Genomic DNA, 26534 nt, shown 5'->3' with positions numbered 1-26534 from the left:
ATCGGGTGAACGATTTCTTCCTGACGAGCCGCGATTTCTCGAATCTTCCGCGCACATATAAAATGTCCATTTTTTCTAACATTTATAACTTCGATCACGCGGGAATTCAGTGTCAAGCCTGCAAGGCGCACTCGTAAAAACGCCGCTCGCAAGCGAGTTTTCCCGGCTTGGAGCAGCGTTTTTTCTTTACCCTGGGGTCACCGAAGTTATACGGCCGCGTCTTCGATTTCTTTAAGACGCTTGTAGTAATCCTCGGAGCGCACTTTGTCGCGTTCCAGGATTGGCTTCAGGTATTTGCCGGTGTACGAGCCGCTTACCTTCACGACTTCCTCCGGCGTTCCGGAAGCGACGATGGTACCGCCTCGGCTGCCGCCTTCCGGCCCAAGATCGATGATATAATCAGCCGTCTTGATTACATCGAGGTTGTGCTCGATGACGAGGACGGAATCGCCGTTCTCAACCAAGCGGTGCAGCACCTTAAGCAGCCGGTCGATATCATGGATATGCAATCCGGTCGTCGGCTCGTCCAGAATGTAGATCGTCTTGCCCGTGCTGCGGCGATAGAGCTCGGCCGCAAGTTTCACGCGCTGCGCCTCTCCCCCGGAGAGCGTCGTCGCCGGCTGACCCAGATTCATGTACCCGAGCCCGACGTCCATTAACGTCTGCATTTTCCGGTGAATGCGCGGAATGTTTTTGAAAAATTCGCACGCATCCTCGATCGTCATTTCCAATACCTCGGAAATGTTCTTACCTTTATATTTCACTTCCAACGTTTCGCGATTGTACCGTTTACCTTTGCATACCTCACACGGCACGTAAACGTCCGGCAGGAAGTGCATCTCGATCTTGATAATGCCGTCGCCCTTGCACGCCTCGCAGCGTCCGCCCTTCACGTTGAAGCTGAACCGGCCTTTCTTGTAGCCGCGCACCTTCGCTTCGTTGGTCGCCGAGAAGACGTCGCGGATGTCGTCGAATACGCCGGTGTACGTAGCCGGGTTCGAACGGGGCGTCCGCCCGATCGGCGACTGATCGATGTCGATGACTTTGTCGACATGCTCCAGTCCTTTGAACTCCTTGTACTCGCCCGGGCGAACCTTGGCGCCGTTCAGCTCTTTCGCCAACGTCTTGTACAAAAGTTCGTTAATCAGCGTACTCTTGCCTGAGCCGGACACGCCCGTTACACAGCCGAATACTCCCAATGGAATCTTCACATTGACGCCGCGCAAATTATTTTCTTTGGCCCCGCGAATTTCCAGCCATTTGCCGTTCGGCTTCCGCCGCTCGGCAGGGACGGGAATAAATTTGCGGCCGCTGAGATATTGCCCGGTCAACGATTGCTCGTCCTGCATAATCTCTTCGGGCGTTCCTTGGGCAATCACCTTGCCACCGTGAATGCCCGCGCCCGGTCCGATATCGATGATGTAGTCGGCAGCCAGCATCGTATCTTCGTCGTGCTCGACCACAATCAGCGTATTGCCCAGATTCCGCATATGCTCCAGCGTCTGGATCAGCCGATCGTTGTCCCGCTGGTGCAGGCCGATGCTCGGCTCGTCCAGAATGTACAGCACGCCCATCAGGCTCGACCCGATTTGCGTTGCCAGACGAATCCGCTGCGCCTCGCCGCCGGAGAGTGTACCCGCCGCACGATGCATCGTCAAGTAGTCGAGCCCGACATTGACGAGGAAGCCCAGACGCTCTTTGATCTCCTTCAGGATCAGATGCGCGATCTGCGTCTCGCGGTCGGTCAGCTTCAGCGAGTCGAACCATTGCTGCGCTTCCCCGATGGACAGCGAGGTGACATGCGCGATATTTTTATCTCCTACGGTTACCGCCAGCGTTTCCGGCTTCAGGCGGGCGCCCTTGCACTTGCCGCAAGGCTTGGCGCTCATGTAGGTCTCGATATGCTCACGGATGCCGTCGGAGAACGTCTCCCGGTAACGGCGCTCCAGATTGTTCACGATGCCTTCGAAAGGAACCATCGCTTCCTTCTTATGTCCGAAGTCGTTCTCGTAGCGGAAACGCACCTTCTCCCCGCCTGTACCGTTCAGCAGCTTTTGCATTTGCTCTTTCGTCAGCTCGCTGACAGGTACATTTTTGGGGATACCGTAGTGCTCGCACACCGCCGCAAGGAACTGCGGATAGTAGTTCGACGTGCTGCCGGCCCATGCCTCGAACGCTCCCTCTTCAATGGAAAGCTTCGGATTCGGAACGAGCAGGTCCGGATCGACGATCATCTTTTGACCCAAGCCGTCGCATTCCGGACATGCGCCGAACGGACTGTTGAACGAGAACATCCGTGGCGCCAGCTCTTCGATACTGAAGCCGCATTCGGGGCAGGCCAGATTTTGGCTGAACAACAGCTCTTCCTGATCGATCACGTCCACGATGACACGTCCCTCCGCCAGCTTCAGAGCCGTCTCCAGCGAGTCAGCCAGACGCGTCTGGACATCGTCCTTCACGACAATCCGGTCCACGACCACTTCGATTGTATGCTTTTTGTTTTTCTCCAGCTCAATCGTTTCCGACAGCTCGCGAAGCTCGCCGTTGACACGCACGCGGACGAAGCCTTGCTTCTGGATATCCGCCAGCAGCTTCGAATGCTCGCCCTTGCGTCCCGAGACGATCGGCGCCAAAATTTGCAGCTTGGTGCGCTCCGGATATTCCATGATCCGGTCGACCATCTGTTCGACGGTCTGCGAGGTAATCTCGATTTTATGCTCCGGACAGTGCGGACGCCCGATCCGGGCGAATAACAAACGCAGATAGTCGTAAATTTCCGTCACCGTACCCACGGTGGAACGCGGGTTGCGGCTCGTCGTCTTCTGGTCGATGGAGATGGCCGGAGACAATCCCTCGATCGAGTCGACATCCGGTTTGTCCATCTGGCCGAGAAACTGCCGAGCGTAGGCGGACAGCGACTCGACATATCTTCTTTGCCCTTCGGCATAGATCGTATCAAACGCCAAGGACGATTTACCGGAGCCGCTCAAGCCGGTCAGGACGACAAATTTATCCCGCGGAATGACGACGTCGATATTTTTCAGGTTGTGCGCCCTGGCGCCTTTAATTACAATGTTGTCTCTGGCCACGTTTCGAAAGCCTCCCTTGACTACAGCTCGGCCTTCAATTCGAGCACGGCATCGCGGAGCTCCGCGGCACGCTCAAACTGCAGGTTTTTGGCTGCTTCCTTCATTTCCTGCTCCAACCGTTCGATCAGCGAGATGCGGTCTTTCTTGGACATCTTCGCCTGCTTCACTTCCGACAAGTAGTCGGCCTTCTGCTCGGCCACCTTGGTGGCTTCAATTACATCGCGCACTTTCTTCTGTATCGTTTGCGGCGTAATGCCGTGTTTCTCATTATAAGCAAGCTGGATCGTCCGGCGGCGGTTCGTTTCCTGAATCGCCTTGTCCATCGAATCGGTCACTTTGTCCCCGTACATAATAACATGCCCGTTGGCGTTACGCGCCGCCCGTCCGATCGTCTGGATCAAGGAGCGCTCCGCACGCAGGAAGCCTTCCTTGTCGGCATCAAGAATCGCCACAAGCGACACCTCGGGCAAGTCCAGCCCTTCCCGCAGCAGGTTGATGCCGACGAGAACGTGGAATGTGCCGAGCCGCAATTCACGCAAAATCTGCATCCGCTCGAGCGTCTTGATATCCGAGTGCAAATACCGGACCTTGATGCCGATTTCCTTGAAGTAATCGGTCAGATCCTCGGCCATCTTCTTCGTTAGCGTCGTAACAAGCACGCGTTCGTCTTTCTTGATCCGGTCTTGAATTTCTTCCAGCAGATCGTCGATCTGACCCTTGGTCGGGCGCACCTCAATCACCGGATCTACGAGTCCGGTCGGACGAATGATCTGCTGCACCATCTCCAGACAATGCTCCAGCTCATACGGTCCCGGCGTCGCCGAGACATAAATGATCTGATTCACTTTCTCTTCGAACTCCTCGAATCGGAGCGGCCGGTTATCCAGCGCCGAAGGCAGCCGGAAGCCGTGATCGACGAGCACTTCCTTGCGCGCCCGGTCGCCGTTGTACATCGCGCGGATCTGCGGCAGCGTCACGTGCGATTCGTCCACGATCACGAGCATGTCGTCCGGGAAATAATCGAACAGCGTGTACGGCGTCGCTCCGCGCTCGCGGAACGTCAGCGGTCCCGAATAGTTCTCGATCCCGGAGCAGAAGCCCATCTCCTGCATCATCTCGATGTCGTAGCGCGTCCGCTGCTCCAGCCGCTGCGCCTCCAGCAGCTTGCCCTCTCCGCGCAGTTGCTCGAGCCGTTCCTCCAGCTCCCGCTCGATGTTCACGAGCGCCCGCTTCATCGTTTCCTCGTGCGTCACGAAGTGGGACGCCGGGAAGATGGCGATATGATCGCGCTCGCCGACAATCTCGCCGGTTAGCACGTTAATCTCCGTGATCCGCTCGATTTCATCGCCAAACAGCTCCACACGGACCGCTTGCTCGCCGCGTGAAGCCGGAAAAATCTCGATAACGTCGCCGCGCACGCGGAACGTGCCCCGTACGAAGTTCATATCGTTGCGCTGGTACTGAATGTCGATGAGCCGATGCAAAATATCGTTGCGTGAACGCTCCATACCGACCCGCAGCGACAGCACGAGATCCCGGTACTCCATCGGAGAACCGAGGCCGTAGATGCACGATACGCTCGCGACGATAATGACGTCACGACGCTCGAAAAGCGAGCTCGTCGCCGAGTGCCGGAGCTTGTCGATTTCTTCGTTAATGCTGGAATCCTTCTCAATATACGTGTCCGACGACGGAATGTACGCCTCCGGCTGATAGTAGTCGTAATAGCTGACGAAATAAGAAACGGCATTGTTCGGGAAAAACTCCTGCAGCTCGCTGCATAGCTGCGCGGCTAGCGTCTTGTTATGCGCAATCAGCAGGGTCGGCCGGTTCAACTGGGCGATCACATGAGCCGCCGTAAACGTCTTCCCCGTTCCCGTTGCGCCAAGCAGCGTTTGATGTCTTTTCCCTTCCCGTACGCCGTTCACCAGCTGCTCGATTGCGGCCGGCTGATCCCCTTGCGGCTGAAACTCCGCTTCGAGCTGGAATTTCTTGTCGCTGAAGACGACTTCATTCATTTTGCTCATCTGATCACCCGTTCATAAAAAAGACTTTGTTTTCCTTCTAAACTTTTATCTGCCATATTCCGATAAATAACTAAGCATCGGTTGACGCGCGTTTGACTCCGTTCGACGATTTCCTTTGATAGGAATATTTGTTCCCATATATTATACTCTTTTTCTCTTTCTGTTGCAAACGAATCCCATTTCCTGTTTTTCCAAGGCTTCACTTGCGCAGAAAAAAGAAAAGGAACGCAGCACAACATTTAATTTTAGAAATCTAGGGGTGGAACGACAGTGGACTTGACTACATTAATAGGTATTATCGTAGGCCTGGGCGGTCTGATCGGCGGCTATCTGATGGACGGCGGTCACCTTTCCGCGCTGGTGGTTCCCAGTGCCATGCTCATTATTTTCGGCGGAACGATCGGAGCCGTCATGATCAGCTTCCCGATGTCCCAGCTTAAGCAAATCGGCAAAGCTTTGGGAATGGCCTTCAAAGAGCCGAAGCGCGACCACGCCGCAATCATCGACGAGCTGGTCGAAATGGCCACGATCGCCAGACGCGAGGGCGTGCTTGCCTTGGAGCAGCGTGCGCAAGAGCACAGCAACCCGTTCCTGCGGGACGGTCTCATGATGGTTGTCGACGGCACTGATCCGGAGCTGACCCGGCAAATTCTGGAGCTGGAGATGGACGCGATCGAGCACCATCACGAAGGCTACGCCAAAATGTTCGATTCCGCCGGCGCCTATGCTCCGACGATGGGGATCATCGGTACCGTTATGGGCTTGATCCACGTGCTCGGCAACTTGTCCGATCCGGGAAGTCTGGGGCCGGCCATTGCCGTTGCGTTTACTGCAACGCTGTACGGCGTATCGTCCGCGAACGTTCTTTATCTGCCAATCGCAAACAAAATCAAGATCCGCAGCAAAGAGCAAATTTCCGAGATGGAATTGATGCTGGAAGGCATCCTCGCGCTTCAAGCCGGGGAAAATCCGCAGCTTATCAAAAAGAAACTAAACTCGTTCCTCCATCAGGAACATAAAAAAGTTGAAGGCGCAGGTGAGGCCGGTGGCGAGGAAGAATAAAAAGCAGGAAGCCCCCGAAAACCACGAGCGATGGATGGTTACCTACGCGGACCTGATTACGCTGCTGCTCATCTTTTTTGTCATCATGTATGCGATGAGCAAGGTGGATGTGCAAAAATATGAGGTACTGTCGCAAGCGCTGAAGTTTGAATTCATGAAGGCCGATACCATTATGCCGAAGGGCATGGGCATCACCGGTTCCGCCAACCCGGCGAAGGGCGGAGACGACAGCACGAAAACCGAGCAGCAGCTCAGGGAAATGAAAGAAAGGGAAGAGCGGGAGAAAAAGGAACGCCAGCTCGAAGATTTGCTCCAAAAAGTGCAGGTCTATATCGAAGAAAACAACTTGCAATCCCAAGTATCTGCAGCCAATACGCCACGAGGGGTAGCCGTCACGCTGAATGATCTGTTCCTGTTCGATCTCGGCAAAGCGGATCTGAAGCCGCCCGCGATTCCGGTCTTAACCAAGCTGGCCAGCTTGTTCCCGACGCTCGACGCGACGGTCAGCATCGAAGGGCATACGGACGACCTGCCGCTGACGACAGGCTCTTTCTACAAAGACAACTGGGGATTGTCGCAGGCTCGTTCGCTTTCGGTACTGCGGTATTTCCTCTATGAAACACAGCTCGATCCGAAAAAGCTCGTTTCGACGGCCTACGCGGATACGAGACCTGTGGCGGAAAACAACAGCGCAGAGAACCGCGCCAAAAACCGGCGGGTCGAAATTGTCGTCCTGCGGGAGAAGCCCGCATCCGCTCTTCAACCATCCGGCAATTAAAGCCCGTTCCACTGCTTATTACCGCATACTACGCTGATTCGAAACAAGCCGCTTGGCGTGACAATTTCTCTCACGCCAGCGGCTTGTTTTTGTACTTATACCGATTCGGAGCCTGAACGATTGCTGAGCAGTCCGACCGGCTTGCGGCTGAAGTACGCCCAGATCGGCCGCTGCCTTACCTCTGCATAATGGAGCGCCTCTTGATCGGGCGCAAGCACGATGCCGAGCTGATGGTGCTCTCCCGAAAAAATCGCGCGCTTCAAAAATTTGCTTTCGCCCGCCAAATTCAAAATTTCCAGCTTGCAAAACGCCGAGTTCTGCTGCATCGCTTGATGCAGTTCCTGCTTCGTACGGACCGGGATCCCGTTGACTTTGTGAACGATCTCGCCGACGGCAAGGCCAAGCTCATCCGCCGGACTGCCGGGCAGAATGCCCAAAATTTTCAGCCCGCGACTCCCGTGTACATATACTGGACTGCGCCTCGCTTCATCCCACCGGCTGTAGGCGATCATCGCTTCGTGCATCAGAATGCACAGCACGGACGCCACAGCCATAAACGGCGGCCACCAGGCGGCAACGGCGGCGAACAGCAGCAAGGCCGCCGAATAGAGCAGCAGCAGGTTCGAGCTGAGCTTTACTTTCTCTTGAGGCAGCCGCGACATCGTCATCTCGGTAAAGCCGATCATTACGGGAAAGCCGACGATCGTCCAGCCATGCTGCCACAAATCGCCGCCAAGCAGCGGCGTCCAAGGCAGTGCCGTTCCTCCGGCCATCGGCACGAGAAGAAACAACGTCATCGGCCAGTAGCCTTGCAGCTGATATCCGCCGACAATTTTGCCCCGCTTGCTCTCGTAAAACATCGGCGTGCCGAGCCGCGTCCCTTGAAAGCGTACGAACAGCGCTTCCGCCAGATGCAAAACCGCCACAAGTGCCAGCATAGACGGCATATTCAACGACAGCAGCGGTCCCGTCACCCAACCCCAGGAGGCCGCAGCCTCTCCGTCGTATAAGACGGGAAATGCCCGCATGACCGCCTGCGCGACACCGATGACACCTACGGCATAAGCCCAGCACAAAAAGCGCACCCGCGCGAAAATAAGCAGCAGAGAAACAAGCCACAGCAGTACAATCGCCTCCGGCTGAACGGACGCCCCGATTCCCGCCATCAGGGCGGAAGCGGCAAGACCGCCCACCCAGCCCCACAGCACGGTTCGCCACGTTTCCGACAGCAGCGAATGCAGCTTGGTCGCGAACAGCTTCCGCTCGAATGCAATCTGCCGGCGGTACTGCAGCACGATGAATAGAATGCCTACATAGTAAAAAGGATGCGTCAACAGCTGCAACAGCGCCCGGAGCCCCCGGTACGCCAGTTCCAAACCAAAGTCCATGGCCGGCTCCCTTTCGAAGTCCGGTGAATAACAAGCTGCTGCGCAGCCAAAGCGTTCTTCCGATCGCTGTTGTTCCCGGACTTCTGGATTATCTACACCTTCTATAGGTTGAAGTCCGGAAACAAAGGCGAACACTTCGTTTCTACAGAACGCTTTCCGCTGCTCCGCACGTTATTCACCAGACTTCAAAGTTTATAAGTTAAAAAGAAAACCTCCAGCGAGGCCGTTAAGTCGGGCGGCCCCGATAGAGGTTGTTATTTCGACGCGGATGCTTCGTTTTCCTGCCTTCGGCTGAATTTCCCTAAATCCCGGAAGCCGTTACTTCTTAACGGCACCTTGCATGTACTCGACAGCCGCCTTAAGCTGCTGGTCGTTCTTCGGATCGCGGATCTCGGTCAGGATCGCCTTCTCCAGCTTGTTCGCCGTCTCGGTATCCACCTCGCCGGTGATCGGCAAGCCGTTCAGCCGCTGGAACGCCTTAACAGCCAGCGCGGTTTTTTCGCTGAAGTAGCCGTCCTGCCGGTCCGGACCGAGTCCGAGGCCCTGCAGCATGATCTGCAGATTTTTGACGTCCTCATTGTTCATATCCGGCTTAAGCGTCGTTTTTTTGCTCAGGGGTGCCACTTTGAAGTAAGCCGGTTGCTCCACAGGCATCGTCGGCGCAATGCCTTTTTTGTGAATCCAAGTGCCGTTCGGCGTGAGCCACTTATAAACGGTCATCTTGATGTTGCTGCCGTCGCCCATTTCTTTCTCGAACGTCACCTGAACCGTTCCCTTGCCGAACGTGTTCTCTCCGATCAGTTGACTGCCTGCGGAGTCGTGCAGCGCGCCGGCCAGTATCTCCGATGCGCTCGCGCTGCCCTTGTTAATGAGCACCGACACCGGGTACGGCTTGCCGGTACCCTGCGAAGCCGTCTCCTCGCGCTTGCCTTTGCGGTCCTCGATCTGAACGATTCCTTTGCCTTTCGGTATGAACGGCTCAACAATTTCCACGACCGCGGTAAGCAGACCGCCCGGATCGTTGCGTACGTCGATGATGAGTCCCTTCATCCCTTTGTCCTCCAAAGCTTTCAGCTCTTCCTTGAACCGTTTGGAGGTATTGCTGGCGAACTGCCGGATTTCGATTTTGCCGATCTGTCCGGGCAGCATCTCGCTGTATACGGTCTCGACATCGATGTCATCGCGGACGACGATCATCTGGATCGGCTCCGGCGCCCCGGCCCGCAGCACTTCGATCTTGGCCTGCGTGCCCTTGGGACCGCGAATCTTCATAATCGCCTGGTTGAGCGAGAGCCCTTCCAGCTTCTCTCCGTTGATCGAGACGATGATGTCGTGCGCGTGAAGTCCGGCCTTCTCTGCCGGCGACCCTTTGATCGGAGAGACGATGGTCACTTTGCCGTCTTCGGAGGTCACCTCCGCGCCGATGCCTTGGAACGACGAGGAGATGTTCTCGTCGAACTGCTGAGCCTCCTTCTGATCCATATACACCGTAAACGGATCATCGAGCGTGGACAGCATCCCGTTGACCGCGCCGTTCACGATTTTGTCGTGATCGACCTCGTTCAAAAACTTGCCTTCGATCAATTGATACGTCGTTGCCAACTTCTTGTAGTCCTTGCTGGTCAGCCCCGATTTCACGTCGGCGGATGCCGAGCCCTCCAAGCCGACGGCGGCGAAAATCGACGGATGTACGATCGTCAGCGTCATAATGCTGCTTGCAAACATGGACAACAGGACAAACGCCAATACGGTACGTCCTTTAAATGTCATTTTATGGTTCCACACCGCCTTTGCTGTTCCCGCTACTTGACTAACTTGTCTTTCTAGTTTATGACAAGCCAAGAAAAAATATGAACAGCAGCATTATCTCAAATACGGCTTCGGATCAACCGGATCTCCGTCGATACGGACTTCAAAATGCAGGTGGTTTCCGGTCGAACGGCCGGTGGAACCGACTTCTGCAATCTTTTGGCCGCGCTTGACGGTATCCCCTTTCTCGACAACGATGCCGTCGTTGCGGATATGCCCGTACAGCGTCCACACGCCTTTGCCGTGATCGATGACTACGCAGTTGCCGTACCCGCTCCACCAGGACGCGACGATAACGACGCCGTCCTCCGCCGCAAAAATGTCCGTTCCGTTCGGGGAAGGCAGATCGAGTCCGGTGTGCGTTGATTTCCGTCCGTTAATCGGGTCGGTCCGGGTGCCGAAGTCCGAAGACATCTGCACGACGCGCGGCAGCGGATACCCGAACTTGCCGCCACCATAAGTATATGCCGGCGCAGCGGGAGTTGCCTTGCTCTTCTTGGCGTTCTCCGCCGCTTTGGCCTGCTGAAACGCGCGCTGTTTTTCCGCTTCCTGCTTCGCCACTTGAACGAGCTGCTGCTGCACTTCTTCGCTGATATCTTCCAATTCCTTTTCCTTTTGGGAAAGGCTCGCGATTTTGACTTCCTTTTCTTTTTCCTTCACGACAAGATCGGCTTTGATGGCCGCCGCTTGGGCGTATAAAGTTTTTACCTCCGCCAGCTGCTTTTCAATCACCACGCGCTTGTCGGCGATCACGGCCTTGTCCCGTTTGTTCGCTTCCAAAATTTCCTTGTCCTGCCCGACAATCGATTTAAGCGCCTGCAGCCGGTCCAGGAAATCGCTGAAGCTGGTGGAACTGAGCAGCACGTCGGCGTAGGAAACGACGCCGTTCATATACATCAGACGCAGCCTGGATCTAAGCATCTGGTCGCGGGAGACGATTCTCGCTTCCGCTTCCTCCAGCTGCTGAGCGTTCTCCTTCAAAGAGGTCGTGACGCTCGACACTTGGTCGTTCAGCACGTTGAGCTTCTTGTTCGTCGCGTCGATTTGGCCGAGGATGGCGGTAATATCGTTCGACGTCTGCTGCTTTTCCTGCTGCACCTGATTGATTTGTTTCTCCGTCTCGTTCACTTTTTGCTGCGTTGCGGATTTCATTTTTTTAATCTCATTGATTTCCTGCTGAATCCGCTGCGACTCCGACAGCGCAAAGCCGTATTGCGGAGCGATAAGCGTCCCTACCAAACCGGCCGTGACCACAAGAGGCACCCAAGACTTCTTCAATATCCGTTCCTCCCCCGACTATTCATCCGAGATTGATCGTTGGTTATTAAACTTTCAAAAATTTGCGGACCGACAGCGTGCTTCCCCAAATGCCGATCAGAATGCCGATGCCGAGCAGAAGCCCTGCCGTCTTAAGGCTGATCGCTTCAAAGGGCAGCAGCTGAACGAGCAGCAGGTTCAGGTCGAGCTGGATCGCCCGCATCATTTCCCAATACCCGTACAGCAGCAGGCCGACGGGAATTGCCGAACCGATAATGCCGAGCAGCGCCCCTTCGATAAAGAACGGCCAACGGATAAACGAGTTGGTCGCCCCGACGAGCTTCATGATCGAAATCTCGCGGCGGCGCGCCACGATCGTAATTTTAATCGTATTGGAAATCAGGAACATGGCGGTCAGCGCCAATCCGGCCACGATGACCAACCCGACGTTCCTGACGATCGACGTCACTTTGAACATCGTCTCTACTGTCCCTTGCCCGTAGCTGACCCGGTAAATCGGCTTCGTCGGCTTGCCGTTGTTCAAGCCCTCGATCTGCTTCGCTACCGCTGCGACCTCGCGAGGCTCGGTCACTTCGACGGTGAAGGAATCGTTCAGCGGATTGTTCTCGCCCTCGAACCCTTCGAGCAGCTGTTTCCCGTCTCCCAGCTTTCCGCGCAAGTATTCAAGCCCTTCCTCTTTGGAAACAAACTTGACCTTCGAAACGTTAGAGATGGCCGAAATTTCGTTTTGCAATGAAGTTACCTGATCCTCCGGCGTTTTCACTTCGAGATACACCCGGATCTCGACCTGCTGTTCGATCTGCTGGGTCAAGTAATTGACATTCAACGACAGAAGCAAAAAGACACCCAAAATAAACAAAGAAATCGCAATCGCACTAATGGAGGCAAAGGACATCCAGCCGTTTCGAACGACGTTTTTACCGCCTTCGCGAAGATGCCTCACGGCCGTGTTAATCCTCATAGCCGTAGTCACCCCTTACCTCATCCCGGACAAGCTTGCCCGATTCGATGGCCAGTACCCGCTTGCGCATCGTGTTGACGATTTCTTTGTTGTGCGTTGCCATAATGATGGTCGTGCCGCGAAAGTTGATTTCTTCCATCAGCTTCATAATGCCCCAAGACGTGTCGGGATCGAGATTCCCCGTCGGCTCGTCCGCGACGATGACGGAAGGGTTGTTCACGATCGCCCGGGCAATGGCGACCCGCTGCTGCTCGCCCCCGGAAAGCTGGGTCGGCAGAGAATTGATTTTGTCCTTGAGCCGCACAAGCTCCAGCACTTCGAGCGTGCGCTTCTTGATGAGCTTCTTCGGCGCCTCGATCACTTCCATGGCGAAGGCGACGTTCTCATATACGGTAAGCTTCGGGAGCAGCCGGAAGTCTTGGAAAATGACCCCGATATTGCGCCGGACAAACGGAATTTTGCGCTGTTTGAGCTTTTCCAGATTGAAGCCGTTGACGAATATCGTGCCTTTGGTCGGTCGCTCTTCTCTGTAAATCATTTTCATAAAGGTCGATTTGCCGGCGCCGGAAGGGCCAACGACATAAAGGAAATCGCTTTGGTCGACCTTGACGCTGATGCCTTTCAAGGCATGGCTGCCGTCAGGATACGTTTTCCAAACGTCCTGCATTTCGATCACGATATCACATCCTGAAAAATTTGCGAGTCTGTAGACCGCCTTCGAGAAGCGGAACTTGATGCCAGCCTTTACAAGTTCGACATAAAAGCGCAAAATCCTTTATCCGACAGTGAATTTCTACAGTTTCTTCACATTCGGAACACCGGTTCGGCTCAGAGTATAGGACAATGCGGTTCGCCACTTCGGTCTTGTTCGGCCAGATCGTACAGCCCGCGCGGCGTTACGCGGACGATTGGCGAATGACGGCGAATGGAAAGTTTCGGGGCTTGGCCGCATATAGATGAAGAGGTACGAGTGTATCGAGGAACAAAAGGAGAGCCCGTCATGCCACGATGGAATCTGCGTTTTCACTGGATCTGGATCGGCACGCTGACGCTGATGCTGGTCATTTTCCTGTCGGTTACCGCCTACGGTTCGCTCGCCCGGGTTCCTGCAGGAGTTCGTGTTGCGGGCTGGCCGATCGGGGGCTTGGCCTGGCCCGAGCTTGAGCGTCAGCTTGCTTCGAAAACGTCGGCGCTGCTGGAGCAAAAGGTCCGGCTGACCGTGCCGGGAGGCGGCAGCGCCGAGCGGACGCTCCGGCAGCTCGGGCTTGAAATCAACGGCCAGGAGCTGCTGGCGCAGCTTCAGCCCGTTCGGGAAGGGCCCCCGTACCGGCGGGCGGCGGCCCGCTGGCGGCTTCGCGGAGCCTCGCTTGCGCTGACGCCCGCGCTGTCGGCAGACAAGCTGCGGGCCGCGATGAGCGAAGCGTTCCCGCAAGTGTACGCCCGCAAGCCGACCGATGCGAAGCGGCTGATCGACGCGAACGATGCCATCAGCTACGTGCCCGAGACCCGTGTGGAACGGGTCGACGAAGCGAAGCTGCTCAGCCGGCTCCAAGCGGCGCTGCCGGACTGGGGAGCCGTTGCCGTAGTGCCCGAATCCGCGGGGGAAAGCCGCCAGCAGGCGCCTGCCGCCATCCCGCTGGACGTTCCGATGCTGACGCAAGAACCGGCCATTACGGAGCAAGCGCTGCGTGCGCAGGGGATTATACGCAAAATCGGCGAGTTCACGACCGTATCGCCACCGGCCCCAGCTGCCGTCAGCATCGAAGGACGCGTGCACAACGTCCGTTCGACGGCCGCTTCCCTGCAGGATGTGCTGCTGAAGCCGGGTGAAGTGTTCGACTATGCCCCGGTCATCGAGCGGACGGAGAAGCGATTCGGCTTCAAAGAAGCGCCGGTCATCGTGAACGGCAAGCTCGTTCCCGGCATCGGCGGCGGCATCTGCCAGGTGTCTTCGACGCTGTACAACGCCGTCCTGCGGGCCGGTCTGGCCGTCGTCGAGCGGCGGAATCATTCGCTCCCCGTAAGCTATGTCGCGCTGGGACAGGACGCTACGTTCGCCACCGGCCACATCAATTTCAAATTCCGCAACTCAACGGACCATTATTTGTTGATCCGTACTTCCTCGGACGAGCGCAGCGTCACCGTGAAGCTGTTCGGCCAGACGCCGCCGGACATCACCTACGACATCGAGTCGAAGACGCTCGAAACGTTGGCGCCGCCGGTTAAGTATGTGCTGAATCCTTCGCTGCCGAGCGGCAAACAGGAAATCGTCATACAAGGAAAGCCCGGGTATGTCGTCGAAACGTTCCGATACAAGAAACGGAACGGCGTTGTCGTTTCGCAGGAAAAAGTATCGCGCGACACCTATCACGCCCAGCCGACCGTGATCGCTTCCGGCGGCGGTTCGGGAACCCCCGACCATACGGCGCCTCCGCCCGGTGAGCCGCCTGCGCCGCTGATCGAGGACGGCGTCCGCGGGCCGACCTTCCGGTGACCGCGGCAGACGCAAGAAACCCCCAGCTCGTTTGAAGGATGCGGCTGATCAAGCCGCCCTTCTGCGGGTGGGGGTTTTTGGCTTACCTTGCTTATCTGCTTTTCGTGAAATATTCCTCGAACCAAGCCGACGAGCCGGCCAGAACGGCTTCCGCCCGCTCAATCGCTTGACTCACCTGCGCCGCGGCGGTACCGCCGTAGACGTTGCGGGCGTTTACGACACTTTCCGGCTGCAGCACGTCGTAGATGTCCCGATCGAACTGCTTGGAAAATTGGTGGAATTCTTCCAGCTTAAGGTCGAGCAGATATTTTTGATTTTGGATACAGTAAAGTACGGTTTTGCCAATGACTTCGTGCGCTTGACGGAACGGCATTCCCTTGTTCACCAAGTAATCCGCGATATCCGTCGCATTGGAGAAGTCCTGGTTGACGGCCTGACGCATCCGGTCCTTGTTCACCTTCATCGTGCTGATCATCGGCGCGAACAATTGCAGCGCGCCCTGCAGCGTGCGAACCGTATCGAACATGCCTTCTTTGTCTTCCTGCATATCCTTGTTGTAAGCGAGCGGCAGCGACTTCAGCACGGTCAGGAGACCGAACAGATTGCCGTACACACGGCCCGTCTTGCCGCGCACAAGCTCGGCGACATCGGGATTTTTCTTCTGCGGCATAATGCTGCTGCCGGTACAGAAGGCGTCATCCAGCTCGATGAACCGGAACTCCGTGCTGGACCACAGCACGAACTCCTCGCTGAGGCGAGACAGGTGCATCATAATCGTCGCCGCGTTCGACAGGAACTCCAGAATAAAATCGCGGTCGCTCACCGCGTCGAGCGAATTCTCGTAAACGCCGTCGAAGCCGAGCTGCTCCGCCACGAAGTGACGGTCGATCGGGAACGTCGTCCCGGCCAGCGCCCCGGCGCCCAGCGGCAGCACGTTCACGCGCTTGTAGCTGTCCTGCAGACGCTCGATGTCGCGTTGGAACATCGATACGTACGCCATCAGATGATGGGCGAACAAAATTGGCTGCGCCCGCTGCAAATGGGTATAGCCCGGCACGATCGTATCGATGTTCGCTTTTGCTTGTCCAATCAGTGCTTCCTGCACCTTGTTCAGCAGACCGACAAACTCCACGACCCGCTTGCGTAGCCATAAATGCATATCCGTAGCTACCTGATCATTGCGGCTGCGGCCGGTGTGCAGCTTGCCTCCGACCGGGCCCACCTCGTCGATCAGCGCCTTCTCGATGTTCATATGAATGTCTTCGTCGCTAATGGAAAATTCCATTTCGCCCCGGCGAATGACGTTCTGCACCTTCAGCAAACCGTCCTTGATTTTCTCCACGTCGTCTGCCGGAAGGATGCCGCACTTGCCCAGCATGGTCACATGCGCCAGACTGCCCTGGATGTCCTCCTCGGCCAACTCCTTGTCGAACAGGATCGACGCCGTATATTCTTCGACCAGTTGGTCCGTCTTTTTCGTAAACCGTCCGCCCCACAGCTTGGACATATCAGCGTCCCCCTTTTCCTGTATCGTATGCATCGAATGAGTATTGCTCGTTATACACAGCCTTAGGGCTTCCCGCTGACGGAAAACCCTAAGGTTCGAAGTGTTACAGGCTGATAAATGACCGGCTTCTCGCCTGCCGCGATTTATTTCGCCGCGTTCTGCTCGACGCCGGAAGCGACGCGCAAACGCAGAGCGTTCAAACGGATGAAGCCTGTCGCATCGCCTTGGTTGTACGCTTGCGTCGGATCGGCTTCCATCGTCGCAATGTGCGGGTTGTACAAGCTGACCGGGCTCTTCACGCCGGCGGCGATCACATTGCCTTTGTAAAGCTTGAGCCGCACCGTGCCGCTCACGTTCTTCTGGCTCTCGGATACGAGCGCCTGCAGCGCAAGCCGCTCCGGAGCGAACCAGAAGCCGTTGTACACCAGCGTGCTGTAACGCGAGATGAGCGAGTCGCGCAGATGCATGACTTCGCGGTCCATCGTGAGCGATTCCATCTTGCGGTGAGCGGAGAACAGAATGGCGCCGCCCGGGGTTTCGTACACGCCGCGGCTCTTCATGCCGACGAAGCGGTTCTCCACCATGTCGACGCGGCCTATGCCGTGCTTGCCGCCCAACTCGTTCAGCTTCTCCATCACCTGCAGCGGAATCATGCGCTCGCCGTTCACGGCCACGCAGTTCCCCTGCTCAAACTCCAGCTCGACATATTCCGCTTGATCCGGGGCATCTTCCGGGTCCACGCTCAGCAGATACATGTCTTTGTTCTCCGGTGCGCTCGCGTCAAACCACGGATCTTCGAGCACGCCGCTCTCGTAGCTGATATGCAGCAGATTGCGGTCCATCGAGTACGGCTTGGCCGCCGAAGCGGTGACCGGAATGCCGTGCTTCTCGGCGTAAGCAATCATCTCGGCCCGTCCCGGGAACTGCTCGCGGAACTGCTCCAGACGCCAAGGCGCGATGACCTCGATCTCCGGCGTCAAGGCCGCAGCGGTCAGCTCGAAGCGGATTTGGTCGTTGCCCTTGCCCGTAGCGCCGTGAGCGATCGCCGTAGCGCCTTCCGCGCGCGCGATTTCGACCATGCGCTTCGCGATCAGCGGCCGCGCGATGCTGGTGCCGAGCAGGTACTGCCCTTCATAGAGCGCGCCTGACTGGAACATCGGATAAATGAAATCGCGGGCGAATTCTTCACGCAGGTCGTCGATGTATACTTTGGAGGCGCCGGTATTCAGCGCTTTCTCCTCCAAGCCGTCCAGTTCTTCCTTTTGTCCGATATCCGCGGTAAAAGCGATGATCTCGGCATCGTACGTTTCTTTCAGCCACTTAAGAATGATCGACGTATCGAGGCCGCCCGAGTAGGCCAATACGATTTTTTGCTTTGCCATGTGGTTCCCGCTCTCCTTTAATTGTAAGCTTTCCGAATATTACAAGATCGCTGCCATGACTGCCTTTTGCGCATGCAGCCGGTTTTCCGCCTGATCGAAGATGACGGAATTCGGTCCGTCGATGACCCCTTCGGACACTTCTTCCCCGCGGTGCGCCGGCAAGCAGTGCATGAACAAGAAATCTTTTTTCGCATATTTTACGAGCTCGTCGTTGACTTGATAGTTTTTGAACGCGATCTCCCGTTCTTTCTGCTCCGCCTCGAAGCCCATGCTGGCCCACACGTCCGTATAAATGACGTCCGCGTCCGCCACCGCTTCTTTCGGGTCGGCTCCCACGTAAATGGTTGCTCCCGTTTTGGCGGCACTTTCCTTGCATTGACGCAGCACTTCTTCGTCCGGCTCGTAGCCTTCCGGCGTCGCGACGGCAAAGTTGACGCCAAGCTTGGCCGCGCCCATCAATAAGGAGTGTACCATATTATTCCCGTCGCCGATATAGGCCACTTTGAGCCCTTGCAGACGGCCTTTTTTCTCATAAATCGTCTGGTAATCCGCCAGCGCCTGGCACGGATGGGACAAGTCCGTCAAGCCGTTGATCACCGGCACCGTTGCCGCCCGCGCCAACTCGATGACCGTGCGGTGCGCGAAGGTGCGGATCATGATGCCGTCCAAATAACGCGACAGCGTCTGCGCCGTATCGTGAATCGATTCGCCGCGGCCGATTTGCAGATCGTTCTTGCTGAGGAACAGCGCATGGCCTCCAAGCTGATACATCCCTACCTCAAAAGATACCCGCGTCCGCGTGGACGATTTTTCGAAAATCATGCCAAGCGTTTTTCCTTTGAGCGGCTGGGACGCTTCCCCCGCTTTATGCTTTCTCTTGAGCTCGACCGCGAGCTCGATCAAATATTGAATCTCTTCCGGCGCATAGTCGACCAAGCCGATAAAATCGCGCCCTCTGAGCTGAACCGCCAAATCTTGTTGTACAGTGCCTGCCATGGATGTCTCTCCTTTCGGTATGCCTATTCTTTGTCAGCCTAGACAGCGGCTGCGGCTTTCTTCGCCAGTACGCTGCAGATCGTCTCCAGCCCGCGATCCAACTCTTCCTTCGAGATCAACAAGCTCGGCGCCAGACGGATCACGTTCGGTCCTGCCGATACGACGAGCACGCCCTGCCCGTGAATTTCCGAGATCAGCTCCGCTGCCGGCACCGTCAAACCGATGCCGATCAGCAGCCCGAGCCCGCGGATCTGGCCTACCAGCGGATTGTCCGCCAGCTTCGTTTGCAGCTCGCTCAGGATGTACGCACCCAGTTCCGCCGCTCGCTCCGGCAGCTTCTCCGCCAGCATCGTCTCCACAGTCGCAATACCCGCTGCGGTGGACAAGTAGTTCCCGCCGAACGTGGAGCCGTGGCTGCCGGCCGTGAACGCTTCGCGCAGCTTCGCTTTGCCGAGCAGCGCGCCGATCGGCATGCCGCTGCCCAACCCTTTGGCCAGCGTGAACAAATCCGGCTCGATGCCGTAATGCTCGTAGGCAAACAGCTTGCCCGTGCGTCCCATCCCCGTCTGAATCTCGTCCAGGATGAGCAGCAGCCCGTGCTGCTTGCACAGCTCCGCCACCTGTTTCACGAACGCAGGGTCCGCCGGATTGACGCCGCCTTCGCCCTGCACCAGCTCAAGCATAATCGCGCACGTCCGGTCGCCGATCAGCTTCTCCAAAGCGTCCGCATCGTTATACGGCGCGTACACGAAGCCTTCCGGCAGCGGCGCGAAGCCCTCTTTCACTTTATCCTGTCCCGTCGCCGTCAGCGTAGCCAGTGTCCGGCCGTGGAACGACATGTCGAAGGTAATGATCTCGTAGCGCTGCGGCTGGCCGAGCACCTTGTTGAAATAGCGCCGCGCCAGCTTGATTGCCGCTTCGTTCGCCTCCGCTCCGCTGTTGCAGAAAAATACCGCATCGGCGCAGCTGTTGTCCACGAGAAGCTGAGCCAGCTTCTCCTGGTTCGGAATGTGGAACAGGTTGCTCGTATGCCAGAGCGTATCGACCTGCTCCTTCAGCCGCTGAGTCACCTGCTTCGGCGCATGCCCAAGGTTTGTCACCGCCAGCCCGCACATCAAATCCAGATACTCCTTGCCATGCTCATCCCACAGACGGCTGCCGTCCCCCTTCACAAACGTAAAAGGATACCGTGCGTAGTTCGGAAACAATGCGCTTTGAGCCTCTCCCATGTCGTTCACTCCTTTTTCTCGGATCATTTTAGAATTAGTACGATTTATTCCTTCACAATGCGGGTGCCGATGCCGCCGTCCTTCAGCGCCCGGCTGAGCACTTCCGGCTCTGCGCCGTTAACGATGACGACTTCGCGCACCTTGCCTTGAATACACTGTACCGCCGCGCGTACTTTCGGAATCATACCGCCGTAAATTTCGCCGCTGGCGATCATTTCGTCGATCTCGCGAACGGTGACCGAAGGAAGAACCTGCTTCTCGCCGTCCACGGTCTTCATAATGCCGGGTACGTCCGTCACGACGATCATCCGCTCCACGCCCAGATGCGATGCGACGGCACCGGCCGCCGTATCGGCGTTGATGTTGTAGCGTTGGCCGCCGTCGGCTCCGATGCCGACCGGCGCGATGACGGGGATGTAGCCCATCGCCACGATGCCCTGCACGAGCTCCGCATTCACCTGCGTCACGTCGCCGACGAGCCCGATCTCGTGCGCGTTCGCCACCGGCGCCGCTTCAATCAAGTGTCCGTCGACGCCGGACAAGCCGAGCGCTTTCGCCCCGGACAACTGGATTTTGCGGACGATTTCTTTGTTAATTTGTCCAGCCAGCACCATTTCGACCACATCGAGGACGGCTTCGTTCGTTTTGCGAAGGCCATTCACGAATTCGGACTCAATGCCCAGCTTGCCGAGCGTATCCGAGATCGCCGGACCGCCGCCGTGCACGATGACGGGAATGATACCTTCCGCCTGCAGCCGCTTCAAATCGTCGAAAAAAAGCTCCGGCAGCGCCGCAAGCGTACTGCCGCCGCATTTCATCACAAAACAATTGCTCATCCGAACTGTTCCCCTTATCGTTTCACCGGTCTGCAACACGGGGGTTGCGGGCGGTTTGTTTTCGCTTTATTTGCCGCGCTTCAAACTACGTCCGGTACGCCGCATTGATTCGCACGTAATCATAGGTCAAATCGCAGCCCCACGCCGTCGCCGTCGCTTCGCCCATATGCAGGTCGACATGGATGAGCACGAAATCGCCTTTCAGGTATTCCGCAGCCCGCTCTTCGTCAAACTTCACCGGACGGGATTGCTCCAGCACGACGATATCGCCGAGGCGGATGTCGACAGTTTCCGTCTTCACCGGATATCCTGCGCGGCCGACCGCCGCAATGATGCGTCCCCAGTTGGCATCAGCACCAAAACAAGCGGATTTCACCAGGCTGGAGCCGATGACCGTTTTCGCAATCGCCCGCGCCGCTTCACGCGAATCCGCATTCGCCACCGTGACCTCGATCAGCTTCGTCGCGCCTTCGCCGTCCCGCGCAATCGCCTTGGCCAAGTACTCGCCGACATGGTTGAACGCAGCCTTGAATGCCGCCCAATCCGCATGCTCCGGGGTCAAGCGCTCGTTCTCCGCCAGTCCGCTTGCCATGACAACGACCATGTCGTTCGTGCTCGTGTCGCCGTCGACGGTAATCATGTTGAACGTCGAATCGGTCACGTCGTTCAGCAGCTTTTGCAGCTCGGCGCTTTCGATATTCGCGTCAGTCGTCATAAACCCGAGCATCGTCGCCATGTTCGGATGGATCATGCCCGATCCTTTTGCCGCCCCGGCAATGTGCACGGTGCGTCCGCCGACCGTCACGCGAACGCAGATTTCTTTTTTGACCAGATCGGTCGTTAAAATCGCCTGGCAGAAGTCGTCCCCGCCGTCCGCGCTTACCGCCGCCGGAAGCTTCTCAATGCCTCCGAGCACCTTCGGCATCGGCAGCAGCTCGCCGATTACGCCTGTCGACGTGACGCCGACCAGATGCTCGGCTACGCCGAACGCTTTGGCGCCCGCCGCACGCATCGCGCGTGCATCGTCTTCGCCCTGCTGGCCCGTGCAGGCATTGGCGTTGCCGCTGTTCACCAGCATCGCCTGCAGCTTGCCGCCCTGCGCAATGCTCTCTTGCGTCACCTTCAGGGGAGCCGCCTGAAACTGGTTCAGCGTATAGACTCCTGCCGCTTCTGCGGGCACTTCGCACACAATGGCACCGAGATCGTGGCGCTCCGTTTTTTTCAATCCGCAGTGCAGCCCGCCCGCACGAAATCCTTTCGGCGTTGTCACGGAGCCGTCCGGCACTATCGTAAACGCATCGTTACCTTTTGTCGCCATCGCTTTCTTCACCTGTTCCCTTACGTTATGGATATACCGGAGTGAAAGCGAGACCCGTCGCTTCATCCCAGCCCATCATCAAATTCAAGTTTTGAACGGCTTGCCCGGCCGCCCCTTTGACTACATTATCAATAACCGACACAATCGTCAGGCGCCCCGTACGAGAATCGAGCGACAGCCCGATATCGCAATAGTTCGAGCCCCAAACTTCCTTCGTCGCCGGGTATTTCCCCTTGTCCCGGATGCGCACGAACTTGCGGCCTTCATAATATTGACGGTACAGCTCGCGAATATCGTCCTCGCTCCGCGGGCTTTTGAGATTCACATAAATCGTAGATAAAATACCGCGCGTCATCGGCACCAAATGCGTCGTGAACGTCATCACGACTTCTTCCCCGGCAAGCCGGCTCAGCGCCTGCTCGATCTCCGGCGTATGCTGGTGCTTGTTTACTTTATAAGCCAGAAAGTTTTCGTTGATCTCCGAATAGTGCACGAGCAGGCTGAGACCGCGTCCCGCGCCCGATACGCCCGACTTGGCGTCCGCGATGATCGACTTCGGGTCGATCCAACCGCTTGCGGCAAGCGGCGCCAGACCAAGCAGCGTGGCCGTCGGATAGCAGCCCGGATTGGAAATAAAATCTTTCCCCCGCACCTCTTCTCCGAACACTTCGCACAGCCCGTAGACCGCCCGCTTCAAATATTCAGGATCAGCCGGTTTATGTTTATACCATGTCTCATATACGTCGCCCGATTGCAGGCGGAAATCGCCGGAAATATCAATGACCTTCAGTCCGGCATCCAGCAGCTTCGGCGACAGCTCGGTGCTGACCCCATGCGGCGTTGCCAGGAAGACGATGTCCGCTTTGCTTCGGATCAGCTCGACATCGACCGCATCCAGCCGGTCCGTCAAAATTTGATTCAAATGCGGATACCCGTCCGCAATCGGCGCTCCGGCACTTGAGGAGGAAATTACAGAGGTAATCTCCACATTCGGATGCGCCAGCAAAAGCCGGATTAGCTCCACCCCGCCGTAGCCGGTTGACCCGACGATCGCCGCTCTTAATTTTGTAGTCATGTTCCGTCCCTCCACTTGCAAACTATGTATTATTATACATTCGGAAGCATAATAATTCAACGAAATTTTTACCCTATTCATCGCCCGACCCCACCGTCCGCCCGGGTGAAAAGCTCGCTGCCGCCAAGTGTTTTTCATTGCATCGGAGCGAGACTTTCCCCTATCGTATCTTACCCTGTACACGCAGGCAAGCGTATGTTGAATCCCGGACCATCTTGAACTGAAGCTTCCCCCATGATAAAATTTATAAGAAAAAGCTACTTAGCGAAGTCTTTTCGAGGAAGATACATTCGTGTTTTAGTGGAAGCTTTTCTTGCGATATAGAATTCAACCAGCTCCGCCGATAACTTATAAATTCTATATCTATAAAGCAAAAACGTCGCCGTAAACGGAGTTGTTCCGAATGAATAAAGTAGAGGCCGAATTTGGCAATTTGGTGAAAGCGTTTCGCAAACGCCATATGGGCAAAGGCCCTCGAGAGATACGTACGACGTTCTGCAAACATTGGGCCATCTGCGAGATGGAGGGCAACCTGTCCCCCGTCGAGAAATTCATCGCTTCGGCCGCTGACGGCAAACAGGCGCTGCGTTCGGCACGCACCGAGATGGTCAAGGAAATGTACCGCTTGCACCGGCCGGTAGAAATGGAAGAGCTGCTCGGTGCAAACTTCGTCGATCTGTTCGTAGATATCGACCTCGACAAAGATATCGGCATGAGTATTTTCGTATTTGACGAAGATATCGAGAAGAAATTCAGCACTTAGCGCATTTGCGCAGCAAGCGCACGATCTTACAATTGTATATGTGCCGTTGGCACTTGGCAGCGAACCTGCTCAAGACTAACCGCCGCAACAGATCCGCTCTCGTCTTCCGCAACCGTTCGGAAATCGGGAGCTGTATCTTTGCGGCTTTTTTTATCCCATTTTCACGAAAAGGTGGTCTTCTTTCTATGGGTACTACAAAGCATACGGGGCGCATCTCGCTCCCTTCCCGTCCTGATCCGTCGCTATGGGTCAGCAAGGTGCCGTTCGGCCTGAACCGGATCAAGCCGCGGCATATCCGCGATACGTTCAAAGCATTCTGGGACAACCGCGACCAACTCCCCTACGCCGCCCGCATCTTGACTCAGGGCGTCTGCGACGGCTGCGCGCTCGGCGTCTCCGGGCTGTACGATCAGACACTGAACGGACCGCACCTGTGCACGACTCGGCTCAACGTGCTGCGGCTGAACACGATGCCGGCAATCCGGGAAGAGGTGCTGCATGCGGATATCGACGAGCTGCGCCAACTGGACAGCACCGCGCTGCGCAAGCTCGGCCGGCTGCCGTATCCGCTTATCCGCCGCAAAGGCGAGCGCCGGTTCAGCCGGATCGCGTGGGATGAAGCCCTTAACGAAATTGCCGCCAAAATCCGCAGCATCGATCCCAAGCAGCTCGCGTTCTATTTGACGGCGCGTGGCATCACGAACGAATCGTATTACGCTGCGGCCAAGGTAGCGCGGTTTCTCGGGACGAATCATATTGACAACGCGTCGCGCATCTGTCACTCTCCGTCCAAAACGGCATTGAAACGGTCCGTCGGGATCGGAGCTTCAAGCTGCAGTTACAAGGACTGGATCGGCACGGACGTGCTCGTCTTCTGGGGCAGCGTGGCGGCGAACAACCAGCCGGTGTCGACGAAGTACATGTACGCGGCCAAGCGGAAAGGGACGAAAATCATCGTCATCAACCCGTACTATGAGCCGTCGATGAATCAATACTGGATTCCATCGATTGCGGAATCGGCTTTGTTCGGCACCAAGCTGACCGACGACTTCTATCAAGTTCATATCGGCGGGGATATCGCTTTTATGAACGGCGTCATGAAGCATTGGTTCGAGATGGAGGATGCCGATCCAGGCTCTGCCGTCGACCACGAGTTCGTCCGGGCGCATACGAACGGGTATGAAGAGCTGCGGGCCCACGTGATGCGCCAGGACTGGACGCTGCTCGAATCGTCATCGGGCTTGTCGCGCGAGCGCATGGGAGAATTCGCCCGGATGCTCGCCGCCGCGAAGTCGGCCGTGTTCGTGTGGAGCATGGGACTGACGCAGCACCGCTTCGGCACGGACAATATTTCGCAGGTGGCCAACCTGGCCTTGCTGCGCGGGTTTCTAGGCCGCGAGCATTGCGGCCTGATGCCGATCCGCGGCCACAGCGGCGTGCAGGGCTCGGGCGAGATGGGCGCCGATCCGTTCAGCCTGCCGGGCGGGGAGTTCAAAGGCGGCGACATCGAGCGGATCGAGCGGCTGTGGAACTTCCCCCTGCCGAAATGGCAGGGCGACATCGTCGGCGTATCGCTGGAAAATGCGCTGCTGCCGGAAGATCACGAGCGTAGGCTGAAGGTATTCTATACGTCCGGTGGCAACTTTCTCGAAACGATGCCAGACCCGGAATTTGTGGAGCGCTGCCTCGCCAATGTCGAGCTTCGCGTGCATCAGGATATTATTCTGAACACGTCGACGCTGGTCGATGCGAAAGAAACGGTCATCGTCCTCCCCGCCATGACCCGCTATGAGCAGCCTGGCGGAGGGACGTCCACTTCAACGGAGCGAATGGTATACTTCTCGCCGGAGATCGAAGGGCCCCGGATGCCGGAAGCCCGCGCGGAATGGGCCATCTACGTCGATCTCGCCGCCCGCGTCAAACCGGAAGCGAAGCATTTGATCGGCTGTGAAGACGCCTTCGCGATCCGGGAGGAAATCGCTCGGGCCGCGCCCAATTATGACGGCATTCAGCATTTGCGCCATCGCGGCGACGTATTTCAGTGGGGCGGCGCCTGGCTCTGCGAGGGCGGCATCTGCCCGACACCGGATGGCCGGGGGACGCTGCTCCCGATCGATTTGCCTGAGCTGCGCAAGCCCGAAGGGCATTTTTACGTGACGACCCGTCGAGGCAAGCAGTTCAACTCCATGGTCTACAGCGAGACCGATCCGTTCAACGGCGCAGACCGATACGATGTGCTGATGAACGAGCTGGACGGGCGGACGATTCAGCTTCGGGAAGGCGACGCCATTGTCGTCTACAACCGGTACGGAGCGTTTCATGGCCGGGTAAAGTGGGACCGCATGAAAGAAGGTAATATCGAAGTCCACTGGCCGGAAGGGAACGTGCTGATCCCCAAGGGAGTATATGAGCCGTTCGCAGGCATTCCGGAGTACAATACGACGGTCATCGTGGAAAAAGCGGAAACCTACCACGCCTTCAAGGATACGAAGTACGTGGAACGGCGCATTGAAGAGCTGGAAACGGAAAGCGGGTGAGGTCA

At 56.9% G+C, this 26534-nt stretch carries 19 protein-coding genes; 5 read left to right on the top strand and 14 right to left on the bottom strand.

The window, feature by feature from the left end; genetic code table 11:
• Positions 1–206 precede the first annotated feature (206 nt).
• Both uvrA and uvrB read right to left on the bottom strand, forming a co-directional pair.
• Positions 207–3089, bottom strand: coding sequence for an excinuclease ABC subunit UvrA (gene uvrA, locus KQX66_RS18365; RefSeq protein WP_216794262.1), 2883 nt, complete (start codon positions 3087–3089; stop codon positions 207–209).
• A 20-nt stretch (positions 3090–3109) separates the two neighbouring features.
• A complete protein-coding gene (uvrB, locus tag KQX66_RS18360; RefSeq protein ID WP_216794315.1) occupies positions 3110–5107 on the bottom strand; it encodes an excinuclease ABC subunit UvrB in 1998 nt (665 codons plus the stop codon).
• Between the two features lie 279 nt (positions 5108–5386).
• Between uvrB and KQX66_RS18355 the strand changes: the two genes are divergently transcribed.
• The gene (locus KQX66_RS18355) at positions 5387–6178 is read left to right on the top strand and encodes a flagellar motor protein (protein ID WP_216794261.1); all 792 of its coding nucleotides are present in this window, start codon (positions 5387–5389) and stop codon (positions 6176–6178) included.
• A complete protein-coding gene (locus KQX66_RS18350) occupies positions 6162–6956 on the top strand; it encodes a flagellar motor protein MotB (protein WP_216794259.1) in 795 nt (264 codons plus the stop codon). The genes KQX66_RS18355 and KQX66_RS18350 overlap by 17 nt, the downstream gene beginning before the upstream one ends.
• Positions 6957–7051: 95 nt before the next feature.
• Here the strand turns inward: KQX66_RS18350 and KQX66_RS18345 are convergent, their stop codons facing one another.
• From KQX66_RS18345 to ftsE, 5 genes are all read right to left on the bottom strand, one after another.
• Positions 7052–8344 carry a PDZ domain-containing protein gene (locus KQX66_RS18345; RefSeq protein WP_216794257.1) on the bottom strand — a complete coding sequence of 431 codons (1293 nt, stop codon included), beginning with the start codon at positions 8342–8344 and terminating at the stop codon, positions 7052–7054.
• A gap of 318 nt (positions 8345–8662) precedes the next feature.
• Positions 8663–10114 carry a S41 family peptidase gene (locus KQX66_RS18340; protein WP_216794255.1) on the bottom strand — a complete coding sequence of 484 codons (1452 nt, stop codon included), beginning with the start codon at positions 10112–10114 and terminating at the stop codon, positions 8663–8665.
• 93 nt (positions 10115–10207) lie between these two features.
• The gene (locus tag KQX66_RS18335) at positions 10208–11431 is read right to left on the bottom strand and encodes a murein hydrolase activator EnvC family protein (RefSeq protein WP_253957245.1); all 1224 of its coding nucleotides are present in this window, start codon (positions 11429–11431) and stop codon (positions 10208–10210) included.
• A 46-nt stretch (positions 11432–11477) separates the two neighbouring features.
• Positions 11478–12392 carry a permease-like cell division protein FtsX gene (gene ftsX / locus KQX66_RS18330; protein WP_216794254.1) on the bottom strand — a complete coding sequence of 305 codons (915 nt, stop codon included), beginning with the start codon at positions 12390–12392 and terminating at the stop codon, positions 11478–11480.
• Positions 12382–13068: a cell division ATP-binding protein FtsE gene (ftsE, locus tag KQX66_RS18325; protein WP_216794252.1), complete on the bottom strand. Its 687-nt coding sequence runs from the start codon at positions 13066–13068 to the stop codon at positions 12382–12384. The genes ftsX and ftsE overlap by 11 nt, the downstream gene beginning before the upstream one ends.
• 324 nt (positions 13069–13392) lie before the next feature.
• Here ftsE and KQX66_RS18320 point away from each other — a divergent pair, with 324 nt between their 5' ends.
• Positions 13393–14886, top strand: coding sequence for a VanW family protein (locus KQX66_RS18320; RefSeq protein WP_216794251.1), 1494 nt, complete (start codon positions 13393–13395; stop codon positions 14884–14886).
• A gap of 91 nt (positions 14887–14977) precedes the next feature.
• Here KQX66_RS18320 and argH read toward each other — a convergent pair whose 3' ends face one another.
• The 7 genes from argH to argC all read right to left on the bottom strand — a co-directional run bounded on the left by argH (position 14978) and on the right by argC (position 23229).
• Positions 14978–16393, bottom strand: a complete 1416-nt coding sequence (argH, locus tag KQX66_RS18315; RefSeq protein WP_216794249.1) for an argininosuccinate lyase — start codon at positions 16391–16393, stop codon at positions 14978–14980.
• Between the two features lie 143 nt (positions 16394–16536).
• On the bottom strand, positions 16537–17775 hold the full coding sequence (locus KQX66_RS18310; RefSeq protein WP_216794248.1) for an argininosuccinate synthase: 1239 nt from the start codon (positions 17773–17775) through the stop codon (positions 16537–16539).
• Positions 17776–17814: 39 nt separating this feature from the next.
• Positions 17815–18771: an ornithine carbamoyltransferase gene (argF, locus tag KQX66_RS18305; protein ID WP_216794247.1), complete on the bottom strand. Its 957-nt coding sequence runs from the start codon at positions 18769–18771 to the stop codon at positions 17815–17817.
• 38 nt (positions 18772–18809) lie between these two features.
• Entirely contained in the window at positions 18810–20000 is a 1191-nt protein-coding gene (gene argD, locus KQX66_RS18300) for an acetylornithine transaminase (RefSeq protein WP_216794245.1), read from the bottom strand.
• A 44-nt stretch (positions 20001–20044) separates the two neighbouring features.
• Positions 20045–20836 (bottom strand): acetylglutamate kinase, encoded by a 792-nt coding sequence (argB, locus tag KQX66_RS18295; protein WP_216794243.1) that lies wholly within the window; start codon positions 20834–20836, stop codon positions 20045–20047.
• Positions 20837–20921: 85 nt separating this feature from the next.
• Positions 20922–22154 carry a bifunctional glutamate N-acetyltransferase/amino-acid acetyltransferase ArgJ gene (gene argJ / locus KQX66_RS18290; protein ID WP_216794241.1) on the bottom strand — a complete coding sequence of 411 codons (1233 nt, stop codon included), beginning with the start codon at positions 22152–22154 and terminating at the stop codon, positions 20922–20924.
• Positions 22155–22179: 25 nt separating this feature from the next.
• A complete protein-coding gene (gene argC / locus KQX66_RS18285) occupies positions 22180–23229 on the bottom strand; it encodes an N-acetyl-gamma-glutamyl-phosphate reductase (RefSeq protein ID WP_216794239.1) in 1050 nt (349 codons plus the stop codon).
• A 403-nt stretch (positions 23230–23632) separates the two neighbouring features.
• Here argC and KQX66_RS18280 point away from each other — a divergent pair, with 403 nt between their 5' ends.
• Entirely contained in the window at positions 23633–23992 is a 360-nt protein-coding gene (locus KQX66_RS18280; RefSeq protein WP_010496828.1) for a Na-translocating system protein MpsC family protein, read from the top strand.
• A 185-nt stretch (positions 23993–24177) separates the two neighbouring features.
• Entirely contained in the window at positions 24178–26529 is a 2352-nt protein-coding gene (locus KQX66_RS18275; RefSeq protein ID WP_216794237.1) for an FdhF/YdeP family oxidoreductase, read from the top strand.
• The last annotated feature ends 5 nt before the right edge of the window (positions 26530–26534 follow it).

This window comes from Paenibacillus oleatilyticus, from assembly GCF_018998565.1.
Lineage (GTDB): Bacteria > Bacillota > Bacilli > Paenibacillales > NBRC-103111 > Paenibacillus_G > Paenibacillus_G oleatilyticus.
The sequence above is the reverse complement of the archived record's forward strand: the minus strand, read 5'-3'. Positions and strand labels throughout refer to the sequence as shown.